The following is a 21,384-nucleotide window of genomic DNA, read 5'->3' on the forward strand; positions in this document are numbered from 1 at the left end:
GACTCACCCTAAAAATTATTAAGGTCTACCTTTAAAAGAACTTTGGGGAAAGGCATGAAGCATTTAAAGCTCATTCCAATTGTACTCGCTTTCTTGGTATTATCTTCTGGATGTTTAATTAAGGAACCTGCGAAGGTTGATATTAGCATTGATAAGACCGCCGTTAAAGTAGGAGATGTTTTTCACGTTGTAGTTAAAGTTAACAACACGGGAAAAGTCGCAATAATAGGGGTTAACCTGTATATCAACAACCCAGACTTCAGAATACTCCAAAGGCCTTCTTTAGATGCTCCCCTTAAAGTCGGCGATGTAGCTGAGCTTATATGGATAGTCCAAGCCCCATCGAAACCAGGGAGATATATGGTCAAAGCATCCGTAGAGGTTGTGGATGAACTTCAAAGGACATGGGGAGGATTTTACAAAGAGCTAGTAATGAATGTTGTAGAAAACGAAAGCGAGATACCTGCCTTTGGAGTGTTAAGTACAAGCGTCGCTGCTCCGGAGGAAGTGGAAGGAGGAAACGAATTTGAAGTAAAGATCACGCTAAAAAACACGGGCAATGCTCCTGTAACAGTTAGGGAAGTCTCATTGAATCTCTTGGATGGTATGGAAGTTATCAAAGAACCAGATGTTCCAGTAAACGTTCTCCCCAAGAGGGAGTACACGCTGATTTATGTTATTAAAGCCCCCTACAAGCCAGAAGAAGGCTACTTGACGATTTCTGTGGTTTACAGCGAGAATGGAAACGAAAAGAGGGAGCTTAAAAACAAGTTCATTAAAGTAATCTGGAGACCGTGGAATTATGATGATGGCACTTTAAGACTGGCATATGGAGAAGAATATTACTGGATAGCTCTCCCATATCTTGTTGATGGATTTTGGAAAGAGAAATTTAACTCCACATCGAGGATAGATAGGGAGCTATTAAGGAATGAATCAATCTCGCTTGTGAAAAATGCCACCTCCGAAGTTGAAGCTGCAAAAGCGGTTTACAATATGATTAAAAGCAGGTACTCCTTTGGGGACATTACAACTACCACAAATCCAACCAATATACTTCCTCAAAACAAGATAAGCTATGAAGAGGGTACACTCCTCTTTACAGGAATTTTGAGGTCTTTAAATATTCCAGCTAGGGTCGTGACACTTTATAATGGAAATGACTGCACAGAGAATGTAATCTCTGAATTTTATTCTGCAGGAAAATGGTATGTGGTGGACTTTAAAAAAGGATTCTTTGGCTCAAGAGAGGAATACATGGCGACCCCATACTTCCCCAGAATTTATCAGATGGTAACGAATGAGCTCTACAATCTCGTTGCCCAAGCACCGGAAGAGGAAGAGGGACATGAGCATGTGGATGTAAGTCCCGAATACTTAGCCAATATAGAGGATTCTCTAAAAGAGGTCGTATTAGAAAGACTCAACCCCACCCTAAGGCCGAAATTATCCGTAGTGCTGATCGACATGAATCAAAACGAGCGTATATTTACCCTTTTCCTATTCGCTTCTGCTCCTCAGGGAGAGTTAAACCTCGTATTTCAGAAGGCCGATCCAAAGAATCTTGCGAAAAACGTCGATGCCCTATACAATTTTTACAAAGACAAACAATGGCCAGAAAACTTTAGGGAATACTGGAACATTCTTATGGAGGTGTACAGATGATAGTGGTACTCAGATTGGGGCACAGACCAGAGAGAGATAAAAGAATTACAACCCACGTAGCCTTAACTGCAAGGGCTTTTGGAGCGGATAAAATTATTGTAGCAGCTGAGAAGGATGAACACGTATATGAGAGTGTCACAGATGTCGTAAAACGTTGGGGAGGGTCTTTTGAAATTGAATTCAACCCACACTGGAGGCAGATTTTGAGAGAGTGGAAAGGGAAGATAGTTCACTTAACCATGTATGGAATACCAATCGATGAAGCTATTCCGAAAATAAGAGAGGACTTGAAAAAAGAGGACATTTTAGTCGTTGTCGGAGCTGAGAAAGTCCCCAGAGAAGTTTACGAAATAGCGGACTACAACGTGGCCGTTGGAAATCAGCCACACAGCGAAGTTGCGGCATTAGCAGTATTCCTTGATAGGCTCCTCGAAGGAAAAGGATTAAAAAAGGAATTTAAGGATGCAAAGATTAAGATAATTCCTCAAGAAAAAGGCAAGAAAGTGGTATCACTGGAGGAGCAGGGAGATGCTGAATAGATACCGCGCAAATGTCAAAACTTACCTAGAATCCATTGCAAAACCTCTAGTCAAACTCGGCATTACTCCAAACCAGCTCACATTTCTTGGACTGCTGATATCTCTTTCAGGAGCATATTTCTTTGCCCAAGGCTCCCAGAGGATCGCTACTTTAATACTGCTCCTCGGGTCACTCATAGACGCCCTTGACGGAACTTTAGCAAGGCTTACGGGAAAAACCTCTCGATTTGGGGCTTTCTTGGACTCAACCTTCGATAGAATCAGCGATGGCGCAATATTTTTCGGAATTGCATACGGCGGCTTAGCAAAATGGGAGATTGCAACAATTGCACTTATTGGCTCCTACTTGGTTAGCTACGAACGATGCAGGGCAGAACTCGCGGGTAGCGGCACCTTAGCAGTTGGAATAGCAGAAAGAGCAGAGAGGCTCCTCATAATAATTATAACAGCAATCTTCAACAGGGTGGATATAGGCGTTTACGCTGTAGCAATCTTAGCATGGATAACAGCGTTCCAAAGATTATGGGAAGCTAAAAAAAGATTAAGCTGAAGCTAAGCGGGATGATGAAAATTTCGCTAACGGAATTATGAAGACCCCTGCCGTTACTGACCGTTTAGCTCTTCAACTATTACCAGCACCTCTCTTAGGTCGCTTATAACAAATTCACATTCTTTCCATAGCTCTTTTTTATTTCCCTTCTTGTCAAGCAAAACGCTGACCATGTCAACTTGTCTAGCACCAACGCAGTCTTTAAGGGGGTTGTCTCCAACGTATATAGCTTCTTCTCCTTTGACGTTTGCCTTTTTCAGGGCCAATTCAAATATTCGTGGATGAGGCTTGTAAAAACCTGCTTCTTCACTTGTTGTTATGGTGTCAAAGAGTTCAAGAATACCGAGAGCCTCAAGCTGAGCTCTGAGATAATCGCTATCGGAATCAGTGATAATCCCTACATGATACCCCTTGGCCTTCAAAGCTTTGAGGGTTTCAACGGCTTCATCGTAAAGCTTTCCATACTTTTGGTGCATCTTGAGGTGGATTTCCCAGAACTTGGGAGAAAGCTTAAAGTTGTATTTTTTAGCAATTTCCTGCATAACTTCCTCTTCGAGGATTCTAATTGGCTTGTAGGGTTTTCCTGCAAACTCCTTAAATTTCTCGCTTGTAAGGGCTTCGTACTCTTTCCATACCTCCATGGGGTCAACTTTCTCTGCTTTAACGTCTTTTAGAACCTCTTTTATTATGTTCTGATGGGTTATATCCTCATACTCTTTGCTAAGCAACGTACCAACGAAATCGAAAAATACGGCCTTTATCATTGATTATCACCAATACAAAAAATGGTCTTTTAGCTTAAAAATACTTTGTTGTAGGAAGAGTAAATATCTAACCAGCATGAAATATGATTGGACAAAAGACAATTTACAAGAGCTATTTTTGCCTAATTTTGCCATTTGAACATAAAATTTTGGAAAATGTATTTATAGAACAAGGCGGAATGATTCGCAGGGAGGTGATTCCACTCGAAGCTGTGTTGTTAGTGTGGGGTGTTAGAGATGATGTATTGAGAGAGCTCCCTATAAAAGGGTACTGGCTGTATGGTGAATACGACTTCATAGCAGTCTTAACCTTTGAGAACAGAGAAAAGTTGGAAGAATTTAAGCAAAAGTTGAATTGCATAATAGGGGATGGGAAATTCAAGGTTTGCCCCGTTAGGTATTCAGCAAGAAGCTCCCCTTAAAACCAAACCTCACAACTTTGGCTCCATAATTCCCATCTTCTTGAGCTCTTCGTAAGCTTTCCTCAGAACCTCTCTGATCTTATACCGCTTGTTGAGTCCACCAAGTTTGTAAGCTGCTTTTCTAAGGCTGCCCGACTCTAAGAAGAGCTTTAACAATGCAACTTCTTCAAAGCTTAAATTGTTTAAGTGCTTCAATGCGAGCTCTGCTATCTCGATTGGATTATTGCCCTCATAGGGGAAGTCAGCCGACAGTATGGGTTTATCCAGCAGCTTGGTAAATTCAAACTCAACTATTGTCACTTCCGTATCGGGTTTTATGTTTTTGTAGTGTTCTTTAAGAGCCTTGAGAAGTTCTTCTTTGTTTTTAAATCCATCCATAAGAGCATCTTCGTCAGTAAGCTCAGAAACTCTTTTTTTCTCGACCCTCTTTATTTTGGCCTTTCCAAGGACGTAACCACCGGAGTGTATGAGAACCTCATCACCAGGTTTTAGGTTTACTTTGCCCACCCTTATTGTGGCCTTTTTCTTCCCGCTAAGGAGCAAGTCCTTGTACTTTCCATCGAACTTCAGGTTTCGCATCTTATTCCCTCCTTGGTTTTAGGAGGCGGAATTTTATGGCAATAACTCCATAGCGGTTTTCCTTCCATTTCGGATACATGTTGTGGAACCTCTTCACGGCTTGCTCAAAGCTTGGCTTATCTGGGAAAATTTTTTCTATAGGTTCTTCTCTCAAAACCTGCCTGAAAGTCTCGTATTTTTTGACCGAAATTACCTCAGCGGGCACTTCATTGTTGAATAGTATTTTATCTTTGGCTTTAATGCCTTTCAGCTGAGGGTAAGCTACTCTAACCTCTATTTTTTTCTCTCCGCTTTTTATCATTTCAAGGTATTCGTCCCTTACATATAGTTTGTACACTTTCATGGCTCCCTTAGTTACTGGGACAGATGTCTTAAAAATGTTGCACAAAATGAAAAGGTTTAAATCATTTAAAAGCCAAGTGACATACGGTGCTATAGTATGCGAAGAGCCCAAAGTGCACTGGAGTATTTGTTTATATTGGCTGCTGTTCTAATACTGGTTATGGTAACTATTAGGGTAGTTTTTAGTAGTGTTCGGGCGTTAAATTCAGCGGTAACTGAACACATTGATACTATAAAAGATAAGATCCTCGAAACTCTGTGAGGTGGTCGCATGGAGATACTTTTAATAAGTTTTGGGGTTATAATGGGCATTCTAACATCTTACACCGATATTAAAACTGGATTTATAGATGATAGGCACGTGTTTCCAATTGCGGCTGTTGGAGTTCTGTATTACCTTTATCATGGAATTGTTGTAAAACATGACCTTCTACACGCCCTCTCAGGCTTAATAGGGTTGGGTATTGGGTTCCTATTGGGTTACCTGCTTTATCTCATGGGCGGCTGGGCAAGTGGAGACGTTGTAATCCTTATGGGCTACTCCGCCCTCTTCCCATACGCTTCAAGCTACGCAAAGGTAGTAGCTCCTTATGCCGTGAAATATCCTTTACACAGCATAACGCTCCTGTTCAACAGCATACTTGCAGTGTTTCCCTTTATTTTTGTTTACTCCCTCGCAGTGTTGATAACAAAGAAAAAAATCTCCCGGTTAAAGGAGGTATTTGTTAAAAAATGGGTCAAGCCGTTTGAAATCGCTATTTGGGTATCTGGAGCTTTTGTGGTTCTAAGAATCGCTGGAAGTGCTATTCCTCCTTACTTTGGGCTACTGCTCTGGATAATAACAATGGTCGTTCTGGCAAGATTGCAAAAAGCAGGAGACATTATTGGTTTGTTGCTTTTAGCTTATGGAGCATTTAAAACGCCCGAGATTATTTACAGCTACTTAAAACTTGCCGTAACATTCTATGCCCTTAAGGTATTCTTCTCTCTCGTAAAAGTCCTAAGGGAAGAGGTATTGATGAAAAAAGTCTCCGTTAACGAGCTTAAGGAGTGGGACATCCTCGGTGAGTGGATATACGAAAAAGATAACAAGATTTACAGGGAGAGAGAAAGTTCCTTCGACAAGCTCCTTCGAGCCTTAAAGACCCTCAACTTAAACGCTCTGAAAGTGGAATACGACAAGTTAATAGCATCACCGACTGCTGAAGGGCTTACAAAGGAAGACATAGAAAAACTCAAAGCCCTAGTAGAAGAGGGAAAACTTGAGGACGAGTTTCTGGTCAGAAACGCAATGCCCTTTGCACCGGCGTTGTTCTTGGGCTTTTTGATTTCTGTATTTTACGGTGACTTATTCTGGCTGTTTGTGCTAAAAAGTAGCGGGCTTTAAACTTTAAAAACAATGACTCCAATGGTAGTATAGAAAGACAAAGGGATGATGAGCTTTTGCTTTGCGGATAGGTGAAGAGCACGCCCTTCTCTGACCTAACCTTTTTCTTTCAGAACTTTCTCGATGATCTCTTTTACTTCATATAGGTCTCTCGCAAGATAGTCGCCCTTAACGCCTTCGTGGGGATTTATTGCTATGCTCACATCAGCAACCTTAAACATGGCTATGTCGTTGTGTCCATCGCCGACGGCTATTGTTAGCTTTGGCTTGAGCTTTTCTTTAAGCTCAAGCAGAATATCGCCCTTGTTCTTGAAGTCCACCCAGGGAAGAACTTCTCCCGTTACTTTTCCTTCTTCATCAAAGACAAGTTCATTTGCATATACAAAATCCGCTTTAAGCTCTCTTCCCACTCTTTCAGCGAGGCATTTAAGACCGCCGCTGATTATAGCAATTTTAAAGCCTTTTTGCCTTAAGAATTGGAAAAGCTCATCAACGCCTTCAAAATATTCAACTGAATTTGCCCATTCCATAATTTCTTCTCTCGTCCTTCCCTTCCAGAGAGAAGCATCTAACCTTGCCCACGTTGGGTAGTCAAACTCTCCCGCAAAAAACCTCTCAGCATATTCCTTTCCTTTGTCCCAAGTGCCAAACTTCTTATGAAGCTCAACCCAACTCGATTTGGATTTTACCAAGGTTCCTTCGAGGTCAAATGCTATAAGGTACATTTCATTCCCTCCATCCGTATTCCCCTACTAGCGGCACAAAAGCTACTCCCCCGTGGTTTTTTATCTTGATCTTGTTGTCTTCGCTTATTTTTATGACTTCAAGGAGCTCCTGCCACAGGTGGTAGCTTCCTACGGGGATTAACATTTTGCCACCAACTTTAAGCTGTTCTATTAATGGTTCGGGAATCTTGGGGGCTCCAGCGGTAACGATTATTCTATCATAGGGTGCCTTTGGAGGGAATCCCTTGGTTCCATCGCCGAGGATTACATGCACTTTATTCTTGTAGCCGGCCCTTTCGAGGTTTCTTCTGGCAAATTCAACGAGTTCGGGAATTCTTTCTATTGTGTAGACGTCTCGTTTAACGAGTTCATAGATTAAGGCGGCATTCCATCCGCTTCCGGTTCCCACTTCAAGGACGTTCATTCCCTCCTCCAACTCGGCAAGCTCAAACATTATAGCGACCATATGAGGGGCACTTATTGTCTGTCCGGCGGGAATTGGAAGGGGCTCATCAACGTGAGCATATTCCTTATACCTCTCAGGGACGAACTTGTATCTGGGAACCCTAAGAAATGCCCTCTTTACTTTTTCACTCTTGATAATCCCCTCTCGCTCAAGATTTTCAACAAGCCTCATCCATTTTCTATACAGTTCATTCTCTTCCATAAGCCTCACATATAAAAATTGCAAAAGAGGGATTTTAAGTTTATGGAAGTTATTCCCCTTCGTAACCTCTGTAAATCTCGAGGCTTCTGCTTGCCCTTGCCCTTATCGGCCTCCCCATGATTCTAACTATTTTATCTGCTTTAGCTTTCCCGTGCCTTAGCATCTTACTCTCTGTTTTTATCTTCTCTATCTTGAACGTATAGCCTCCGACCTCAAGAACTTCTCCAACCGCAAACTCTTCATTTCTGTCAACTTTGACTTTAAATGACTGAGTAATGCCCTTGGGGAGGTAGATGGAAACTCCGATGACCTTTGGATAGGTCAAGCTTTCTCCCCAAAGCGTTTTAACTTCTCTTATTGGAGCTTTTTTGACCCTTTTGTTCTCCTCCAGTTCAATTCCAGTAATTCTGACTTCGTCGTCCTCGAGTTCCACTATATCTCCAATTTTTATCTCCTCATCCTCAGGAAGCTCTGCAAACTTCTTGAAGCTCCTTTCATGTTTGCTGACTATTACCGGGACTTTAATGAGCTTGCTTAATGTGATCTGCCACACGTAACCACACTCATTGCACCTTAATTTGACTTCCCTTCCTCTCTCCGATAACACTTCAACTTCCTCGCTTCCGCATTCAGGACATACAAAATACTCTTCCATTTTCACTCACCTTCCTGCTTTGGATGGTTTCTCTTTATAAAGATTAGCTCAGCTTTCCTTTAACCTGACGAGATATGTTCTTCCCTCTTTAACTCTCTCTATTAACCCTTTCTTTTCCATATCCCTTAGCAGAAGGCTTACCTTTGCCTTTGAAAAGCCAAGCCGCTTTACAAGTTCACTCTGGTGGAGTGGGCCTTCTTTAAGCAGTTCAAGAACCTTCTCTTCATCCGACCTCAGGTTAACAACACTTTTTTCTCTCCCATTATAGAGGATTCCAGCAAAGAAACCGCCCAAGAAGGCTATAAAAATCGTTGCCAAAAATGTCATTAATGGGAACTGATTCTTTACCTCTTCCGAGAATCCCACTATAAAGTAAAACTCCTCCTCTGGCCTAACGTCTGCTTTTTTCCATTCCAAAATCAAGGCATTTCCCATGCTTTCAACTTTATCTGGGGACGGAACTATGGGAGACAAAATTGCATAACCTTTAGGGGCGTACAGTCTTGCATAGAAATATCCTACTGGTTGATTGAATTTGACATAATATGAAAACTGCTCCCTCCCATTCACTTCTTGTAGCATTCCTTCGGAGTAAAAGCTTATTCTTATCTTTAATCTGCTCCCGGGCGAAACCTCGGGGAATTCAATATAGATGGCATTTATATCCCCCACAATTTTGGAAACACTTATGTTGGCTATCTGAGTCTTACCGTTGATTTCAATTATCGCCTCTGGACTTTCAATTGGGTATTCAGAGTAGAAGGTGTAATGAGAAATTGGCACGTTTGGAGACATCAAAAGCTCAATTGTCTCTTTAACCCTATAATCATCTAGGATATCAAAATAAAGGGAATAGCTATCTAAGTTGTATTCATATTCTTGGGAAGCCGCAGAGGCGGGAAACAACAGCAGGGAAAGAAATAGGACTACTAGAGCTGACTTCCCTCTTGCGGATTTTTTATTTTTAACAGTGGACATACTTCCATACACTCCCCGCAGTGAATGCACTTAGCAGAGTCAACTTCTATCTTTCTCGTATGTGGGTTTATTCTTAAAGCATTTTCTGGGCATTTTCCAACACATACCCCGCACCCAACACACTCATATGCCCTCTTTATCAGGTGATATGCCCTTATGGCATTTTCCCTGCTCTTTGCTCTAACTTCCTCCGTCGTAAACAAGATATCCCCTATTCTTAGTGCGTTTTCCTCCCTGCTTACTTCCCCTAATATTGGGGCCACTTCCTCGATTCTCTCCAAGATTATTTTCGTGTTTATTTTGAGAACAAACTCTCCATCTCTTTCTTCAAACGAATACTTTACAGGCTCCCAGGTTCTCTTTTCTGGAATTTCAACTCCGAGTTTTCTTGCGATGGCTTTTTCTCCTTTAGTTAACCGCCTCCATCTCCAGAAGCCGTATGTTATCCATTCTTCTGGCATTCCAAAGCGGTCTTTCCACTTCCTGAGTTCGTCTTCCCACTTTTTCCATAGTTCTGGTTTCTCTTCCTTTAGCGTTTGAATTTCAGCCAAAGAAGAGCTGGGGCACATAAAACATCCGATTCTGTCCAGACGATTTTCATAAAGGGGATTGTATTTCAGCTTACGGGAGAATATGTAGAGCCACACCTCAAGAGCGTTCCAGTGGAAAATAGGAGAAGCTCCGATTTCATTTGGTACCCATGGGTTTCTCCATACCCTCGGCTGTTTGTATCTCTGTATGCTTTCATACTTTCTCTGGCCGACAAACATTAGGACACCTTCTGGATAGTGCTCCTTTATCGTTAACGTTATTGGGCCAAGCTTCGTGACCTTACAGCACCACCTGTAGTCCCTTCCCGGAGGGGAAAATACACTAAGAGCATTCCAGAAGGCATTGCCCGCATCCGCTACAATGAATTTTATGTTTTTCTTCTTGAGCTCTTTTTCCATTTCTTTTACGTACTCAATGGTCTCTGGGAACTCTATTCCGGTGTTATTGAAGAATACTGCAAAATCTCCCCCAAATTCCTCAAGAGCCAAACCCAAAACAGCCAGACTGTCTTTTCCACCGCTGAATGCAACGGCCATTGGCTTGTTTATGCTTTGGGCAGTTTTCCTCATAAAAGACCTAGCCTCTTTAACTCTCTCTTCCAGCGCAGATTTGTTGGCCTTTATTACATCCCCCATGGTTGCCGTCTTGCCTTCACGATACTGAACTTTCCGTTGGTGCCTTGTCTTTATTCCAGTCCCTCTCTCTGTCTTGTCAATTAACTTTTCGTAGTCCTTTTTAGCTATCCCAGTGGCGATAACCTCATCATCACAAACTACAATAACGTCGTCCCCTACTCTAATGCTCTCTTCCGCTTCAATAACCCCCACAGGGAGGACGTTTGCTCCGTTCTTTATCGGCTCCTTTGCTCCCTTGTCCACTATAACCCACTTTTTCATCTTCTTTCCAAAGTGCTTCCACAGAGCTGTTGCGCCCTCAATTTTCAATCCGGGCTTCCACTTAAGTTCAAGCGGATCAAAGCGAAGCCACCCAAAAATGTAACCATCAAGTATTATTTCATACACATCATCTTCTCCGGGAGTCTTGTTCAAAAGCACGATCTTGCCGTCAATTATCTCGCCAATATCAACCCCGTAGTGGGCTTTGAACTCACGCCTAATAAACTCGATATCCTTTTTAAAGGCAAACCTTACATCCGCTGGGGGAGTCAAGTCTACCCTAAAGCCCTCACCGTGGATATCACATTTCTCGCTTATTAGGGGAACGTTACATTCTTCACACCAATAAATGTGAGCCTTACCCAAAAATACTGGCCCTTTTCTCATTATCTCACCCAAGAGGAGAAAAATTAGTGGGTTTATAACTGCTTTGGTTGCTATAAAACTTCAACCACAAGAACGCTTTTTCCGAAGTCTTCGGCTCTAAAAGTCCGACCAGTGGCTTCCAAGGAAGATATAACCTCATTCTTGCTCGGAAATCCGATAAATTCTTTTGTTAATTTTTCAAAAAATTCCCACGCCTCAATTCCGGGGTAATTCTCTCTAAAGGGCTCCACTATTATAAGTTTTCCTCCTTCACTCAAAACGTCAACAGCACGGTTTATAACGCGTTGAATGTCCGGGATATACTCCAAGAGAAAGCTCATTATCACTACATCATACTCTCCCGTCGGCTTAATATTCTGAACATCGACTTCTTTCAATACCACCCAGTCCAACCCATTTCTTTTCACGCGTCTTTTTGCAATGTCTAAGAGGTTATGAGAGAAATCAACTCCCACGTATAATCCTTCAGGACCAACTGCTTTTCCAACCTCCTCAGGAGATACTGACCCACATCCAAGATCCAGAACTCTTTTCCCCTTTGTGATCCCACCAAGCTCTTTGATAATTGCTCGGTAAATTTTCGTTAGGTAACTGTTTAGACGCATGTCCCAAAATTCTGCATTCTTATCAAAATCCATAAAGCTCGTCGGAGGTCTGGAATTCAGAGAAGCTTCTGCAAACTCATACATTCTGTCAAATATAGTGATTACATCAGGAGTAAGGTACGAGAGGGAATTTGAGTTCAGTTTTAAATTGTAGTTTATGCTCTTGCTCCAAATTTTATTAAACGCACTGTCTGCAAATCCTATCTTTGTATACGTCTCCAACATTGTCTTGAGCAGAGCTTTATTACTAACAGGGACATCTACCAAGGCATCAGCATAGTGCTTTCTCTCACGTATTGCGTGAAATATTCCATACTTTAAGCCGAGTTTAAGCAAGTTAAACTGAGCCAAATCTACAGCGAAAGATAACGTTGTATCGAGAACATGGATTAAGCTTTCTACAACATTTTTCCTGAAAAACGATGTTTCCTCAAAATCTTTGGATTCCAAAAAATCCATAAATTTCCTTCCATCCTCGGATATGCGGTAATACTTAAATCCTTCTCCTTTAACGATCTCAACTAGTCCTAATCCCACAAGTGAGTTGCCATTCCGATATGTAAAGCCCGTTCCCAAAAGGATATCTTCAACTTCTTGTATGCTTAGATTTGTGGCTTTAGCGATTTCTGAAAGATAAGCTGGTGAAGGATACACCTGAGAAAGGTATTTAAGCACTTTTAGTTCGTTTTTTCCAATATATTTAGGGGTGCTTAAAAAATATGAATCCATAATATGCCGCCCTCCAATCCAGCCCTGATATATTCCCAGCTTAGGGAGTATTAAAGTTTTTTGTGTAGGTACCGAGGCTTTTGGTATGGCGCTCTCCAGAGCCATTGGGTGTTTTGAGAAAAGAGGGGATTAAAGACTTGATAACAAAATAGCGCTATCTTGCCAACCAAAAATGAACCCCGGCCTTTATGTCTCTTATCCCTATTGTGTAAGCATCAGATTCAAACTCGACATTACAATACCTATGACCAAAAAATTTATAAGCGCATTGCAATCCCTAACTTATCGAGGGCCGGTAGCTCAGCCTGGTTAGAGCACCGGGCTTTTAACCCGGTGGTCGCGGGTTCAAATCCCGTCCGGCCCGCCACTTAACAACTTTTCTAAGGATTAATCGAAAGAGCTTAAAGCTTTGAGCATCTATTACTTTACGGGTGATAGTATGGATGTTTTTGAGCTGGCTAAAAAGTATCATGTTGAACTCGGTATAAAAGAGCCGAGTTTTGCCACTATGGCGGCAGAACTCTTTGGAGACTTAGGGTTGAGCATAATGAACCACTTAAAAAAAGAAGGGTACACATTAAAGGGTACGAGATTCTTGGACTATGAGAAAAGCCTCGTGCTGGAAATAGTAAAAGAAAACAAAAGCTATGAGATCCTTCTGAGGAAGCTTTAATAGTTTACCTCATAATCGAAGATTATCTCTTCTTTTTCTCCCAGATTAACCGTTATTTTGAACTCCACATAGCTGGCAGTTTCTTCTGTTGGATTCAGAGAGCTTTCCAAGATTTTTCCATGCCATTTGTAGTGTCTGACAATAACTTCTTTGCCTTCGCTACCAAAGTTTTCCAGTGTAACTTTGATTTTGTAGTAAGAATACCTATTTCCATGCCTTTCTTCTAACACCTCTGTTTTTCCTTTCAAGTCTATGTCCCTGCCTAGTTTAAGCCTCAGCACATCACCTTTTGCAGCGTGGTCTATTATTTGCTCTCCAATTAAAACGTTCTTGTCCTCCATTTCTTTGTATATCTCTACAACCCCTCTGGGAAGGACTTCATTCGCTTTCAGGGAAATTATCTCATATACGTCTTGGCTTCCCCCATAGGGATAGCTCTCGTAGAGATACTCCCGCGTGAACTCACTTTCTTGGTAGATGTAGGGAATGAGCTTTTTCTCAAGGGGTTCTATGTCAACAACTCCAAGCTTGTAGAGGTAAAATGCCTCTAATTTCGTCCCTTGAATCGGACCTTGGGGAACTTCTTTGGAAGCGGTTTCCAGCGTATAGTATCTCTCAAAGATTACTTGAGGGGGTTGATAAAACTGCACATCTCCAGAAACAAGAAGAACATCTGTGTTCTCAAAGCTTTTGTTTGTGGGGTTGTTAATTACCACGTAACCATAAAACTCTGCCTTATCATCTAAGTAAAGCTTATATCTTGAAGTCCAGCTTATCCCCGCAACCCGGTAGATGAGCTTAAAGAAGTATTTTCCATCTTCCTCGGAGTTCACTATGGCATAGGTTTTCGCCGTGCTTTCTTCTCCAATTGATGTCATCTTCATATATGCCACTTCTTCCGGACTTATTAAATAGTAATCATCCCCTTGGATTGCGATTTTTCCGTCTTTATAGCCCAAAAACTTTCCTGTTAAAGTTTCTCCACTCTTCAGCGTTACCTTTATCACTTTTCCAATATTGGCTTCTATCAGGTTCTTTCCTTCGAGTTCTTTGCTTATTATGCCGAGTACTTTGACCTTTTCGTCAAGGGGCTTTAGTGTAATCTCATCAAGCTGAAGTCCTTCAAGCATTTCCAGCGGAACTTCGTTTATGCCTTTCTTCAGCTCAATTTGAATGGTCTTTTCTACTACCCCAATCTTGGCTGAGTCGTAAAGTGCAAGTGCACTCTGGCTTTCTTCGGCTTTTGTTTGATGAAATACAATTACAGCCAAGAGAACAAAAACTATCAAAACTCCTACAACAATTTTTCGTCTCATACAAATCACCCAATAGAACATTGGCCTCATTCTATTTATAGTAGCCGACAGCTTCAATCACATTCGAAATGGAAAGACTTTTAACATTGTCAACATAACTGAAACTGTCATCACTATAATCGAGGTGGTAGAAATGGATAGGGTTGCAAAAGCTAGGGAAATAATCGAGAAGGCAAAAGCCGAAAACAGACCACTTGTTGAGCCAGAGGCAAAAGAAATTCTCAAGCTTTACGGCATTCCAGTTCCAGATTTTAAAGTCGCAAGGAACGAAGAAGAGGCCGTTCAATTTGCCAGGGAAATCGGATACCCCGTTGTTATGAAGATAGTTTCTCCACAGATTATCCACAAGAGCGATGCTGGTGGTGTTAAGATCAACATAAAGAACGACGAAGAGGCAAGAGAAGCATTTAAGACTATTATGGAAAACGCCAGAAAGTATAAGCCAGATGCCGACCTTTGGGGTGTCATAATCTACAAAATGCTCCCACTCGGCAAAGAGGTTATCGTTGGTATGATAAGGGACCCACAATTCGGGCCAGCAGTAATGTTCGGTCTCGGTGGAATTTTCGTTGAGATTCTTAAGGATGTCAGCTTTAGAGTTGCACCAATAAGCAAAGAAGAAGCCCTTGAAATGATCAAAGAAATAAAAGCATACCCAATCCTTGCTGGAGCAAGAGGAGAGAAACCAGTGGATATTGATGCCCTAGCTGACATAATTGTCAAAGTTGGAGAGTTAGCCCTTGAACTTCCTGAGATCAAAGAGCTCGATATAAACCCAATCTTCGCTTACGAAGACGGTGCAGTTGCAGTTGATGCTAGAATGCTCCTTTGATTTCTCTTCTCTTTTAAAATTAATGTTTTTGGAAAAGTTAAAAAAGAAGTAACTCAATACCAAGTTTCTGCTATCACGTCATGCTTGTGTATGCTCTCATAGCTTATAACCTTTACATGGATTCTACCCTTAAACTTCTGCTTTGCCTTGAAGATGATTTCCCTTGCAACGTCTTCCACAAACTTGGGATTTGAATACATCTTCTGAACTACTGCGTTCTCATCAATGGTTTTTAACAGAGTGTAAGTTGGAGAACTGAAAGAACTCTCCACAACCTCTATCATGTCTTCTAGAGCTATTTCCTCATTGTAGTCCGTCCTTACTTCAAGCGTTGCAACAGCCCTCTGGATGTGAGTCTTTCCTTGGTTGTTGGCCATTGCATGAGGACATGCAGTGTTTCCAATTACAGTTACCTTCAAAACTTTCTCAACTTTATCAGGCTCCTTTATTACTCCTACCTCAACATCGTACGTCTCAAGACTTATTTTTCTGCTGGCAGGGGTTTCTCGCTCCATAATAAGCTGCGTTTTAACCCAGACTTCAGCCCTCTTGTGCGGATGCTTCTTTTCCAATCTTTTTATCACTGCAAGACCAAGCTCTTCAAGAGAAGTGTGCGCTTCCCTAACTTCTTCCTCAACAGCCTCGCTCATTGTTTCGGTAATACTTTCCACAAGCCTGCTCATATGAATGCCTTTCTTTTCCTCCGGCACATCTATTGTAATCTCGAATGTAGGGATAAACGTGTAGAGCTTGCCCTTCCAGTTTATTCTCGCCACCGTTCTCAAGTTAGTTATGCCAACTCTGTGAAGTCTCTCCTTGATTTCTGGAACTTCCTCCTGAGTTTCAAACATCTCTTCACCTCCATTAGGAAAACCTAATCGGCTCTTTTAAACTTATCTCAAAAACCTTCCTTGTCAAGCTGATGTGCATGTTTCGTCTTTTTAGGGTGGGTAAAGAGAAAATGCACAAGCAGGGAATGCATTTGTTCCATTACCGCCCATTTATTAGGTAATATACCGTTCTTAGCGGGATATTTAGCTCTTCACTTATCTCTTTAGGTGTTTTTCCTTTTTTAGCGAGCTCCTCGATAAGCTTAATGGTAGATTGGTCATATTTCTTTGGCCTTCCTCGGGAGTGGTTCATCGGAACGAGCTTGATTCCCATCTGATCAAGCGCCTTAATGATTTTCTTGGAAACCTTTGGATACAAACTTGGAGGACATCCAATTGTCTTTACATTCGGAGCTTTTTCCAGTATTTTCACAAGAATTATTTTAGTTGGCCTGAGATTTATGTAAACCTCAGTAACGTCCATATTGAGTCTCTCCTCTATCTTTCTCAGAAGCTCCTCACTGTTTCTCGCCTTTATCTCAACCCTCATCTCTCTCACCCTTGAAGGAGCTCCAAAAATTGTTTTGCCTTATCGCTCTTTGGCATAAACTTCTCAAATTTGCTCGTATCCTCAAATAACGTCATGTGTAATCCGGACAGCACGAATTTTTCAATAGCCTCTTTGAGTTCTTCTTCATTTATCCCAAGCAGCTCGCTGATCTTTTTCTCATCAAAGGGGCTAACTCCATATAGGATAACTCCGCCTAAAAGGTAGTTGGGGATGTTTGAAATCTCGCTCCTTTTTCCGCTTAAGAGGGATTCAATTTCACATTTCTTAATGATAAGCATGCTGCCAAATCCAGTGCGGAATTCTTTCTCTCCCATAAATGGCAGGTCAAAAATTGAATAGTGGCAATCTATGCAGGGTCTTATTTGAGGATATAAACCAATTGCTTCTCTTTCTTTTTCAGAGGTTAGGTAATAATACCTGAACAGATCGAGAGCAAGTATTTTAGCTCCATCCTCCGGATACTGGGTGGCATAAGCAAGTGCAAGGTTGTCTATGGTGTAGTGGCTGTTTATCAAAACTCCCTTGGTTTTCACGTAGGTTAAAAGCCTCCATCTGAATTTTCGTCCAAAGCGCTTCTTAAGCTCTCCATCCACATCGGCATCAACTGGGAGCTCAACCCTCTCCTTCTTTAGCCTTCCTCCCTGCCAGTATTCTACCTCTATTCTCATTCCTTTTCTTTGAACCTGTCCTTTTTCCTTAAGCAAGGATTTTATTTCCTTGAAGGTATCTCTAGTTTTATTGCTCTTCTGCCCCAGAATTCTGAGAACATCCCCCGAATAAGCTAAGTGAGGCAATATTTCCATTCTTCCAAGTTTAATGGGCTTTTCGGAAACTCTTATTGATTCGAAATCCTCTTTGCTGGTTATGTCCTTAACTTCGATAACCTTCTTCCCTTTGTAAAAGGTGTAGTGGGATTCTATCGTGGCAAGTGCCATTTTATGGGCAGTTATTGCTGTTCTAAGCCGTTCGAGAGTCAACATACGGTAGTGATTTCTCAGCAAAATTCTCCTAATGTGCGGATCTCTCTCCTTTTTACTGGACATTTTGTAAGAAAGTGTCTCACTAACTCTGCGCGAAAGTTCGTCTTCCAGATCTTTAAGGAGAGCAAGATTGTGGTTTAGATTGAAAACCAAATAAAGAAGGTCGAAATTCTCAAATAACCTGCTCATGTTTATCTTTATATCATCCAAAACCCTGTTTATTTGTGCTATAAGCTCTTCAGTTGTCGTCATGGCAGGAGTTCCTCGTTAGCAATTTTTTCGGGGAGATATTTCTTCGCAACGAACTCTAAACTCTTATTTGCCAGAGCCTGCTGTTCAATTCTGACTCCCCATTTAAGTGCTAATTTGAGCTGTCTCTGCCATTCCTTGTTTTGGAACCACGGGTAGTTCATTTCCTCTATGATACGCTTGTAGTCTCCTGTTGGGCCACCCTTTTTGTTTGGTGAGATTCCCTTGAGCTTCTCAGTAACGTTTTCAAGACCGTATTTCTTGATGTCGTCCATTGTCATTCCAACGAATCTAGCTTCTGGCGTTGCAAGTTTTTCACTGAGGTAGGCGAGGTTTATTGACCCTTGCTTGATAGTTGAGTAAATGTACCATCCATAGGGATCTCCATCAGTAAAGACGATTATTGGCAGACCTTCCTCATAGTGAAGTCTGTGAATTAACCTTCTTACACCTCTTGATGCCTGTCCTTGAGTTGCTACAATGAGGGCCTTCTCCCTCTTCGGGTACTTTTCTTCAATAAGCCTATCTGCCATAGCCGCAGTCTCTACTACAAGGACGTAATCCACGTTAATTTCCGGAAACTCTATGTGCTCTACAGTTCCAGGAACTGCCCATCCACCCATACCGAGCTTTGAAGCGTTAAATTCGTCTTCTCCATCCTTGATAACTATGTCTCCGTACACGTATCCTCTTCTATCCGCTGTTATGTGCATCTCTTCTCTCAAAACACCAAACATTCTCTCAAGATCCTCTATAATGGGGTCGCTCTCGCTTTGGTCTTCAAATGTGTTCTCCTTTGTACCAGGAATTGTGTGTTTGTTTGCGTAATACGCTTCTCTCAAGCTTGCGTGCTTACCCTCAGCAACCAACCTCTTCACGTAAGCCGCTATCAAGAGCGTCTGCATGAATTTTCTAGTGTGAGCAACGTGGAAGAGATATCTCCTTGAAGTTTTGTCACCCATCTTAATTAAGCGCTCTTTTTCGTCAAAGTAGACGTTGCTAAGACCTCTGGTAGGCACATCTATGAATGGGTTTCTGCCGGCTTTTATCTCCTCAAGGATCTCTTTTCCAAATTCCTCAAGCTTCTGAAGGACTTTTTTGGGGTCGTAGCTGAAGCGTTCCTTAGGCTTCCCACGTTTAAGCATTCTCCTCAGCCTCCAGTGGCTTTTCTTCTATTGCCTCAAATTTCTTCTCAATAATCTCCATCAGAAGGCTCTTTATCTTGGTTTCAGGCTCTCCAGTCAAAATGCTCAAAGCCCTACTTATCTCTGGGACGTACTTCTCAAATATCCTCCTTCTTTTTACTTGATAGAGCTTGCGGTGTTTTCCTCCGAGGTATTTTGCTAATCTCCTTGCAGCTTCCATAACCGCAAGCCTTATCTCATCATATATTTCGTCTTCACTGGCAATGCTCTGCTTTCCTGTGGATGTATATGGGACGTGCACGCTAATCACATTAACCAAAAGCACTAGTGGTGTCCTTTCAAGGTCATCGACTCTGTACCTCTTCCAGTCGATATTTCTTGTCGCAGAGGTTATGACACATGAACCTGCATCGAAGAGCAGAGGAACTCTATTGGCATATCTAAGAAGCTCAAAACCGCTACTCAACTCTCCTCCAAAGGCTAGACCCACTTCCACTTGGAATGGGATTCCTCCACGGTAAACCTTGGGAGGTCTTGTTACCGCAGTTACGAACTCAGGCTTTAAAATGCTTAAAAGTCCCTTCTCTATGTTCTCCTCTCCGATTGGCCTCAATCCATGTGTGGGCGGCGCTAGGAAGGTCATGTACTTGAATGCTTCCACAATCTCTTCAGCTTCATGCCACGTGAGCTTGTCTGGAGGCTTTTCCATGAGTTTTTTAACTTCATTCAGGACTTTTTTGCCCTTCCTTCCAAAGCTTGCAATGATCTTATCGACTTCTCCCTCAGCGAGCCTCTTTAAAAGCTGTTCTCTAACGCTCTCTTCCTCTTCTTCTTTTATAAACCTCAGCGCGGTGATATACTTTACAAGCTCGTCTATCTTCTTGTCGCTTATTCTCGAGAACTCACCTATAAGGAAGGTTCTCACAGTTGTTCTCGTTGTTCTTCTGGCCATCCTATAGACGTCGTCTGTCATGACACCCTTGGGATGGGGCTTCATTTCTTCCGGAGGCTCTGGAATTTCCTCACTGCTTCTTGGAAAGACTATTAGCTTCCCATCTGGTTCTATAAGTTCGATATGAGCATGAGGATTGGCTATTGCAGTTAGCTTAAGATACCAGTAAGGACCTTGCTTGGAGCGAACATAGCGAACTTCTTTGACCTCCATCTCTATCCTTGTACCCCTCCATCCCGTGGGATTTGGGTGTTTTATCTTTTTGAAGATTTTTCCTTCGTTTTTATCGACATCTATGCCGACCCAAGCTTCTATTATCTCATTCCCGCCCGTAGAGGTGATTACCCTCGTGGCTTTTCCACTTGTAATCTGAGCAAACATCACGGCACCGCTAATACCAATACCTTGCTGTCCTCTGCTTTGTATATTCCTGTGAGCCTTTGTACCTGCAAGCATTTTACCAAAGACGTGTGCTATGAACTTTTCCGGAATTCCAGGGCCGTTATCTTCAACGATTATTTTGTAGTGCTCTGTTCCAAGTTCCTCTATTTCCACTCTAACATACGGCAGTATTCCCGCTTCCTCACACGCATCGAGGGAATTTGTAACAGCCTCATGGATTAAAGTTGTAAAGGAGCGTATTTTCCCAGTATAACCTAACATTGCAGCATTTCTTCTAAAGAACTCACTGACGCTCTGAATCTTAAACTCCTTAAACAGCTTGTTCGCTTCAGAATTTGCCATAGTATATACCTCCTTCGAGCTCTAAATCCTTTTTCCTTCTTTCAAGGTATCTATAAACGGTTCCATGGGGGGAACCTTTGGCGAGCTTTTCAATGGCAGTTTTGGCTATTTGGACTTGGATTGGGTTTCCAATGATAGCGACGGTTTTTCCATAGACACTTATATCAGCTCCGCTCATTTCTTCAATAATCTCTCTTGTCCTGCCTTTTCTACCGATTATCCTGCCTCTAACTCTTGGGAGAGCGTTCTTCTCATTCCCTACAACAACATCCGTCAGATCAACTACTTCAAGAACTTCTCCCTCGTTGAGCAGCCTAAATGCTCTCTCTGGAGAGAACCCCCTTCCAATAGCCAATACAATATCTCTTGCTTTCCACACTGCTAAAGGATCATCAGTTTTTTCCGTTGAGGTTATAAACACCTCTCCGGTTTTGCTATCAATCTCTATTTTGGTTTTTGTGGCTTCTTCAATCTTTTTCTTAGTCTCACCCTTTTTTCCTATAACCACACCAATTCTCTCTTTAGGAATTCTCACAAACTCTTCTTGCTCGCCAATGGCTGCAAACTCCTCAAGTTCAAAGGACTCCTCTCTTTCTCCCTCTTTATCTACGTATTCATATTTTTTCAGTTTCTCCTCGAACTCGTCCATT

General features: G+C 42.0%; 24 protein-coding genes and 1 tRNA gene. 9 read left to right on the plus strand and 16 right to left on the minus strand.

All coding sequences use genetic code 11. The features are described 5' to 3' along the window. Window positions 1-54 precede the first annotated feature (54 nt). Genes NF865_RS07680 through pgsA form a run of 3 tightly spaced genes read left to right on the plus strand, consistent with a single transcriptional unit; the run spans window position 55 to window position 2,754 of the window. Window positions 55-1,665, plus strand: coding sequence for a transglutaminase-like domain-containing protein (locus tag NF865_RS07680; protein ID WP_253304162.1), 1,611 nt, complete (start codon window positions 55-57; stop codon window positions 1,663-1,665). After that, complete coding sequence (locus NF865_RS07685) at window positions 1,662-2,204, plus strand: tRNA (cytidine(56)-2'-O)-methyltransferase (protein ID WP_253304163.1); 543 nt, start codon at window positions 1,662-1,664, stop codon at window positions 2,202-2,204. The genes NF865_RS07680 and NF865_RS07685 overlap by 4 nt, the downstream gene beginning before the upstream one ends. Next, a complete protein-coding gene (pgsA, locus tag NF865_RS07690; RefSeq protein ID WP_253304164.1) occupies window positions 2,194-2,754 on the plus strand; it encodes an archaetidylinositol phosphate synthase in 561 nt (186 codons plus the stop codon). The genes NF865_RS07685 and pgsA overlap by 11 nt, the downstream gene beginning before the upstream one ends. A 53-nt stretch (window positions 2,755-2,807) precedes the next feature. On the opposite strand, the gene NF865_RS07695 is transcribed toward pgsA, so the two are convergent. Further along, a complete protein-coding gene (locus tag NF865_RS07695) occupies window positions 2,808-3,518 on the minus strand; it encodes a TIGR02253 family HAD-type hydrolase (RefSeq protein WP_253304165.1) in 711 nt (236 codons plus the stop codon). A 179-nt stretch (window positions 3,519-3,697) separates the two neighbouring features. On the opposite strand from NF865_RS07695, the gene NF865_RS07700 reads away from it, so the two are divergent. Further along, window positions 3,698-3,940 carry a hypothetical protein gene (locus NF865_RS07700; RefSeq protein WP_253304166.1) on the plus strand — a complete coding sequence of 81 codons (243 nt, stop codon included), beginning with the start codon at window positions 3,698-3,700 and terminating at the stop codon, window positions 3,938-3,940. 9 nt (window positions 3,941-3,949) lie between these two features. Here the strand turns inward: NF865_RS07700 and NF865_RS07705 are convergent, their stop codons facing one another. After that, window positions 3,950-4,519, minus strand: coding sequence for an ASCH domain-containing protein (locus tag NF865_RS07705; RefSeq protein WP_253304167.1), 570 nt, complete (start codon window positions 4,517-4,519; stop codon window positions 3,950-3,952). Window position 4,520: 1 nt separating this feature from the next. After that, entirely contained in the window at window positions 4,521-4,862 is a 342-nt protein-coding gene (locus NF865_RS07710; protein WP_253304168.1) for an ASCH domain-containing protein, read from the minus strand. Between the two features lie 96 nt (window positions 4,863-4,958). Here NF865_RS07710 and NF865_RS07715 point away from each other — a divergent pair, with 96 nt between their 5' ends. Together NF865_RS07715 and NF865_RS07720 are read left to right on the plus strand one after the other, a co-directional pair. Continuing rightward, window positions 4,959-5,123, plus strand: a complete 165-nt coding sequence (locus NF865_RS07715; protein WP_253304169.1) for a class III signal peptide-containing protein — start codon at window positions 4,959-4,961, stop codon at window positions 5,121-5,123. A gap of 9 nt (window positions 5,124-5,132) precedes the next feature. Continuing rightward, window positions 5,133-6,248, plus strand: a complete 1,116-nt coding sequence (locus NF865_RS07720) for an A24 family peptidase C-terminal domain-containing protein (protein ID WP_253304170.1) — start codon at window positions 5,133-5,135, stop codon at window positions 6,246-6,248. A gap of 95 nt (window positions 6,249-6,343) precedes the next feature. Here the strand turns inward: NF865_RS07720 and NF865_RS07725 are convergent, their stop codons facing one another. From NF865_RS07725 to NF865_RS07750, 6 genes are read right to left on the minus strand one after another with little or no spacing between them, the layout of a single operon-like run. Beyond that, window positions 6,344-6,973 (minus strand): HAD-IB family phosphatase, encoded by a 630-nt coding sequence (locus NF865_RS07725; RefSeq protein WP_253304171.1) that lies wholly within the window; start codon window positions 6,971-6,973, stop codon window positions 6,344-6,346. A 1-nt stretch (window position 6,974) separates the two neighbouring features. Next, entirely contained in the window at window positions 6,975-7,640 is a 666-nt protein-coding gene (locus NF865_RS07730) for a protein-L-isoaspartate(D-aspartate) O-methyltransferase (RefSeq protein WP_253305621.1), read from the minus strand. Window positions 7,641-7,689: 49 nt separating this feature from the next. Then, entirely contained in the window at window positions 7,690-8,295 is a 606-nt protein-coding gene (locus NF865_RS07735) for an HVO_0476 family zinc finger protein (protein ID WP_253304172.1), read from the minus strand. Between the two features lie 48 nt (window positions 8,296-8,343). Then, window positions 8,344-9,273: a helix-turn-helix transcriptional regulator gene (locus tag NF865_RS07740; protein WP_253304173.1), complete on the minus strand. Its 930-nt coding sequence runs from the start codon at window positions 9,271-9,273 to the stop codon at window positions 8,344-8,346. After that, a complete protein-coding gene (locus tag NF865_RS07745) occupies window positions 9,225-11,108 on the minus strand; it encodes a phosphoadenosine phosphosulfate reductase domain-containing protein (RefSeq protein ID WP_253304174.1) in 1,884 nt (627 codons plus the stop codon). Before NF865_RS07745 ends, NF865_RS07740 begins: the two co-directional genes overlap by 49 nt. Window positions 11,109-11,158: 50 nt before the next feature. Then, window positions 11,159-12,388: an archaellum operon transcriptional activator EarA family protein gene (locus NF865_RS07750; RefSeq protein WP_253304175.1), complete on the minus strand. Its 1,230-nt coding sequence runs from the start codon at window positions 12,386-12,388 to the stop codon at window positions 11,159-11,161. 343 nt (window positions 12,389-12,731) lie between these two features. Here NF865_RS07750 and NF865_RS07755 point away from each other — a divergent pair. Both NF865_RS07755 and NF865_RS07760 read left to right on the plus strand, forming a co-directional pair. Further along, window positions 12,732-12,809 (plus strand) — tRNA-Lys (locus tag NF865_RS07755). A gap of 72 nt (window positions 12,810-12,881) precedes the next feature. Beyond that, the gene (locus NF865_RS07760) at window positions 12,882-13,115 is read left to right on the plus strand and encodes a hypothetical protein (RefSeq protein ID WP_253304176.1); all 234 of its coding nucleotides are present in this window, start codon (window positions 12,882-12,884) and stop codon (window positions 13,113-13,115) included. Here NF865_RS07760 and NF865_RS07765 read toward each other — a convergent pair. Next, complete coding sequence (locus NF865_RS07765) at window positions 13,112-14,431, minus strand: DUF4139 domain-containing protein (RefSeq protein ID WP_253304177.1); 1,320 nt, start codon at window positions 14,429-14,431, stop codon at window positions 13,112-13,114. The two genes, NF865_RS07760 and NF865_RS07765, sit on opposite strands and share 4 nt — an antisense overlap. 133 nt (window positions 14,432-14,564) lie before the next feature. On the opposite strand from NF865_RS07765, the gene NF865_RS07770 reads away from it, so the two are divergent. Next, complete coding sequence (locus NF865_RS07770; protein ID WP_253304178.1) at window positions 14,565-15,263, plus strand: acetate--CoA ligase family protein; 699 nt, start codon at window positions 14,565-14,567, stop codon at window positions 15,261-15,263. 53 nt (window positions 15,264-15,316) lie between these two features. Here the strand turns inward: NF865_RS07770 and NF865_RS07775 are convergent, their stop codons facing one another. From NF865_RS07775 to NF865_RS07800, 6 genes are all read right to left on the minus strand, one after another. Continuing rightward, entirely contained in the window at window positions 15,317-16,114 is a 798-nt protein-coding gene (locus NF865_RS07775) for a GTP cyclohydrolase IV (RefSeq protein ID WP_253304179.1), read from the minus strand. A gap of 139 nt (window positions 16,115-16,253) precedes the next feature. Then, window positions 16,254-16,643, minus strand: coding sequence for a DUF1699 family protein (locus tag NF865_RS07780; RefSeq protein ID WP_253304180.1), 390 nt, complete (start codon window positions 16,641-16,643; stop codon window positions 16,254-16,256). Window positions 16,644-16,648: 5 nt separating this feature from the next. After that, window positions 16,649-17,896 carry a DUF530 family protein gene (locus tag NF865_RS07785; RefSeq protein WP_253304181.1) on the minus strand — a complete coding sequence of 416 codons (1,248 nt, stop codon included), beginning with the start codon at window positions 17,894-17,896 and terminating at the stop codon, window positions 16,649-16,651. Continuing rightward, window positions 17,893-19,038 (minus strand): DNA topoisomerase IV subunit A, encoded by a 1,146-nt coding sequence (locus NF865_RS07790; RefSeq protein WP_253304182.1) that lies wholly within the window; start codon window positions 19,036-19,038, stop codon window positions 17,893-17,895. The genes NF865_RS07785 and NF865_RS07790 overlap by 4 nt, the downstream gene beginning before the upstream one ends. Beyond that, entirely contained in the window at window positions 19,031-20,734 is a 1,704-nt protein-coding gene (top6B, locus tag NF865_RS07795) for a DNA topoisomerase VI subunit B (RefSeq protein WP_253304183.1), read from the minus strand. The genes NF865_RS07790 and top6B overlap by 8 nt, the downstream gene beginning before the upstream one ends. After that, the gene (locus NF865_RS07800; protein ID WP_253304184.1) at window positions 20,721-21,383 is read right to left on the minus strand and encodes a KH domain-containing protein; all 663 of its coding nucleotides are present in this window, start codon (window positions 21,381-21,383) and stop codon (window positions 20,721-20,723) included. The genes top6B and NF865_RS07800 overlap by 14 nt, the downstream gene beginning before the upstream one ends. Window position 21,384 lies beyond the last annotated feature (1 nt).

Source organism: Thermococcus aggregans (assembly GCF_024022995.1).
In the GTDB taxonomy this organism is placed as follows: Archaea; Methanobacteriota_B; Thermococci; order Thermococcales; family Thermococcaceae; genus Thermococcus_A; species Thermococcus_A aggregans.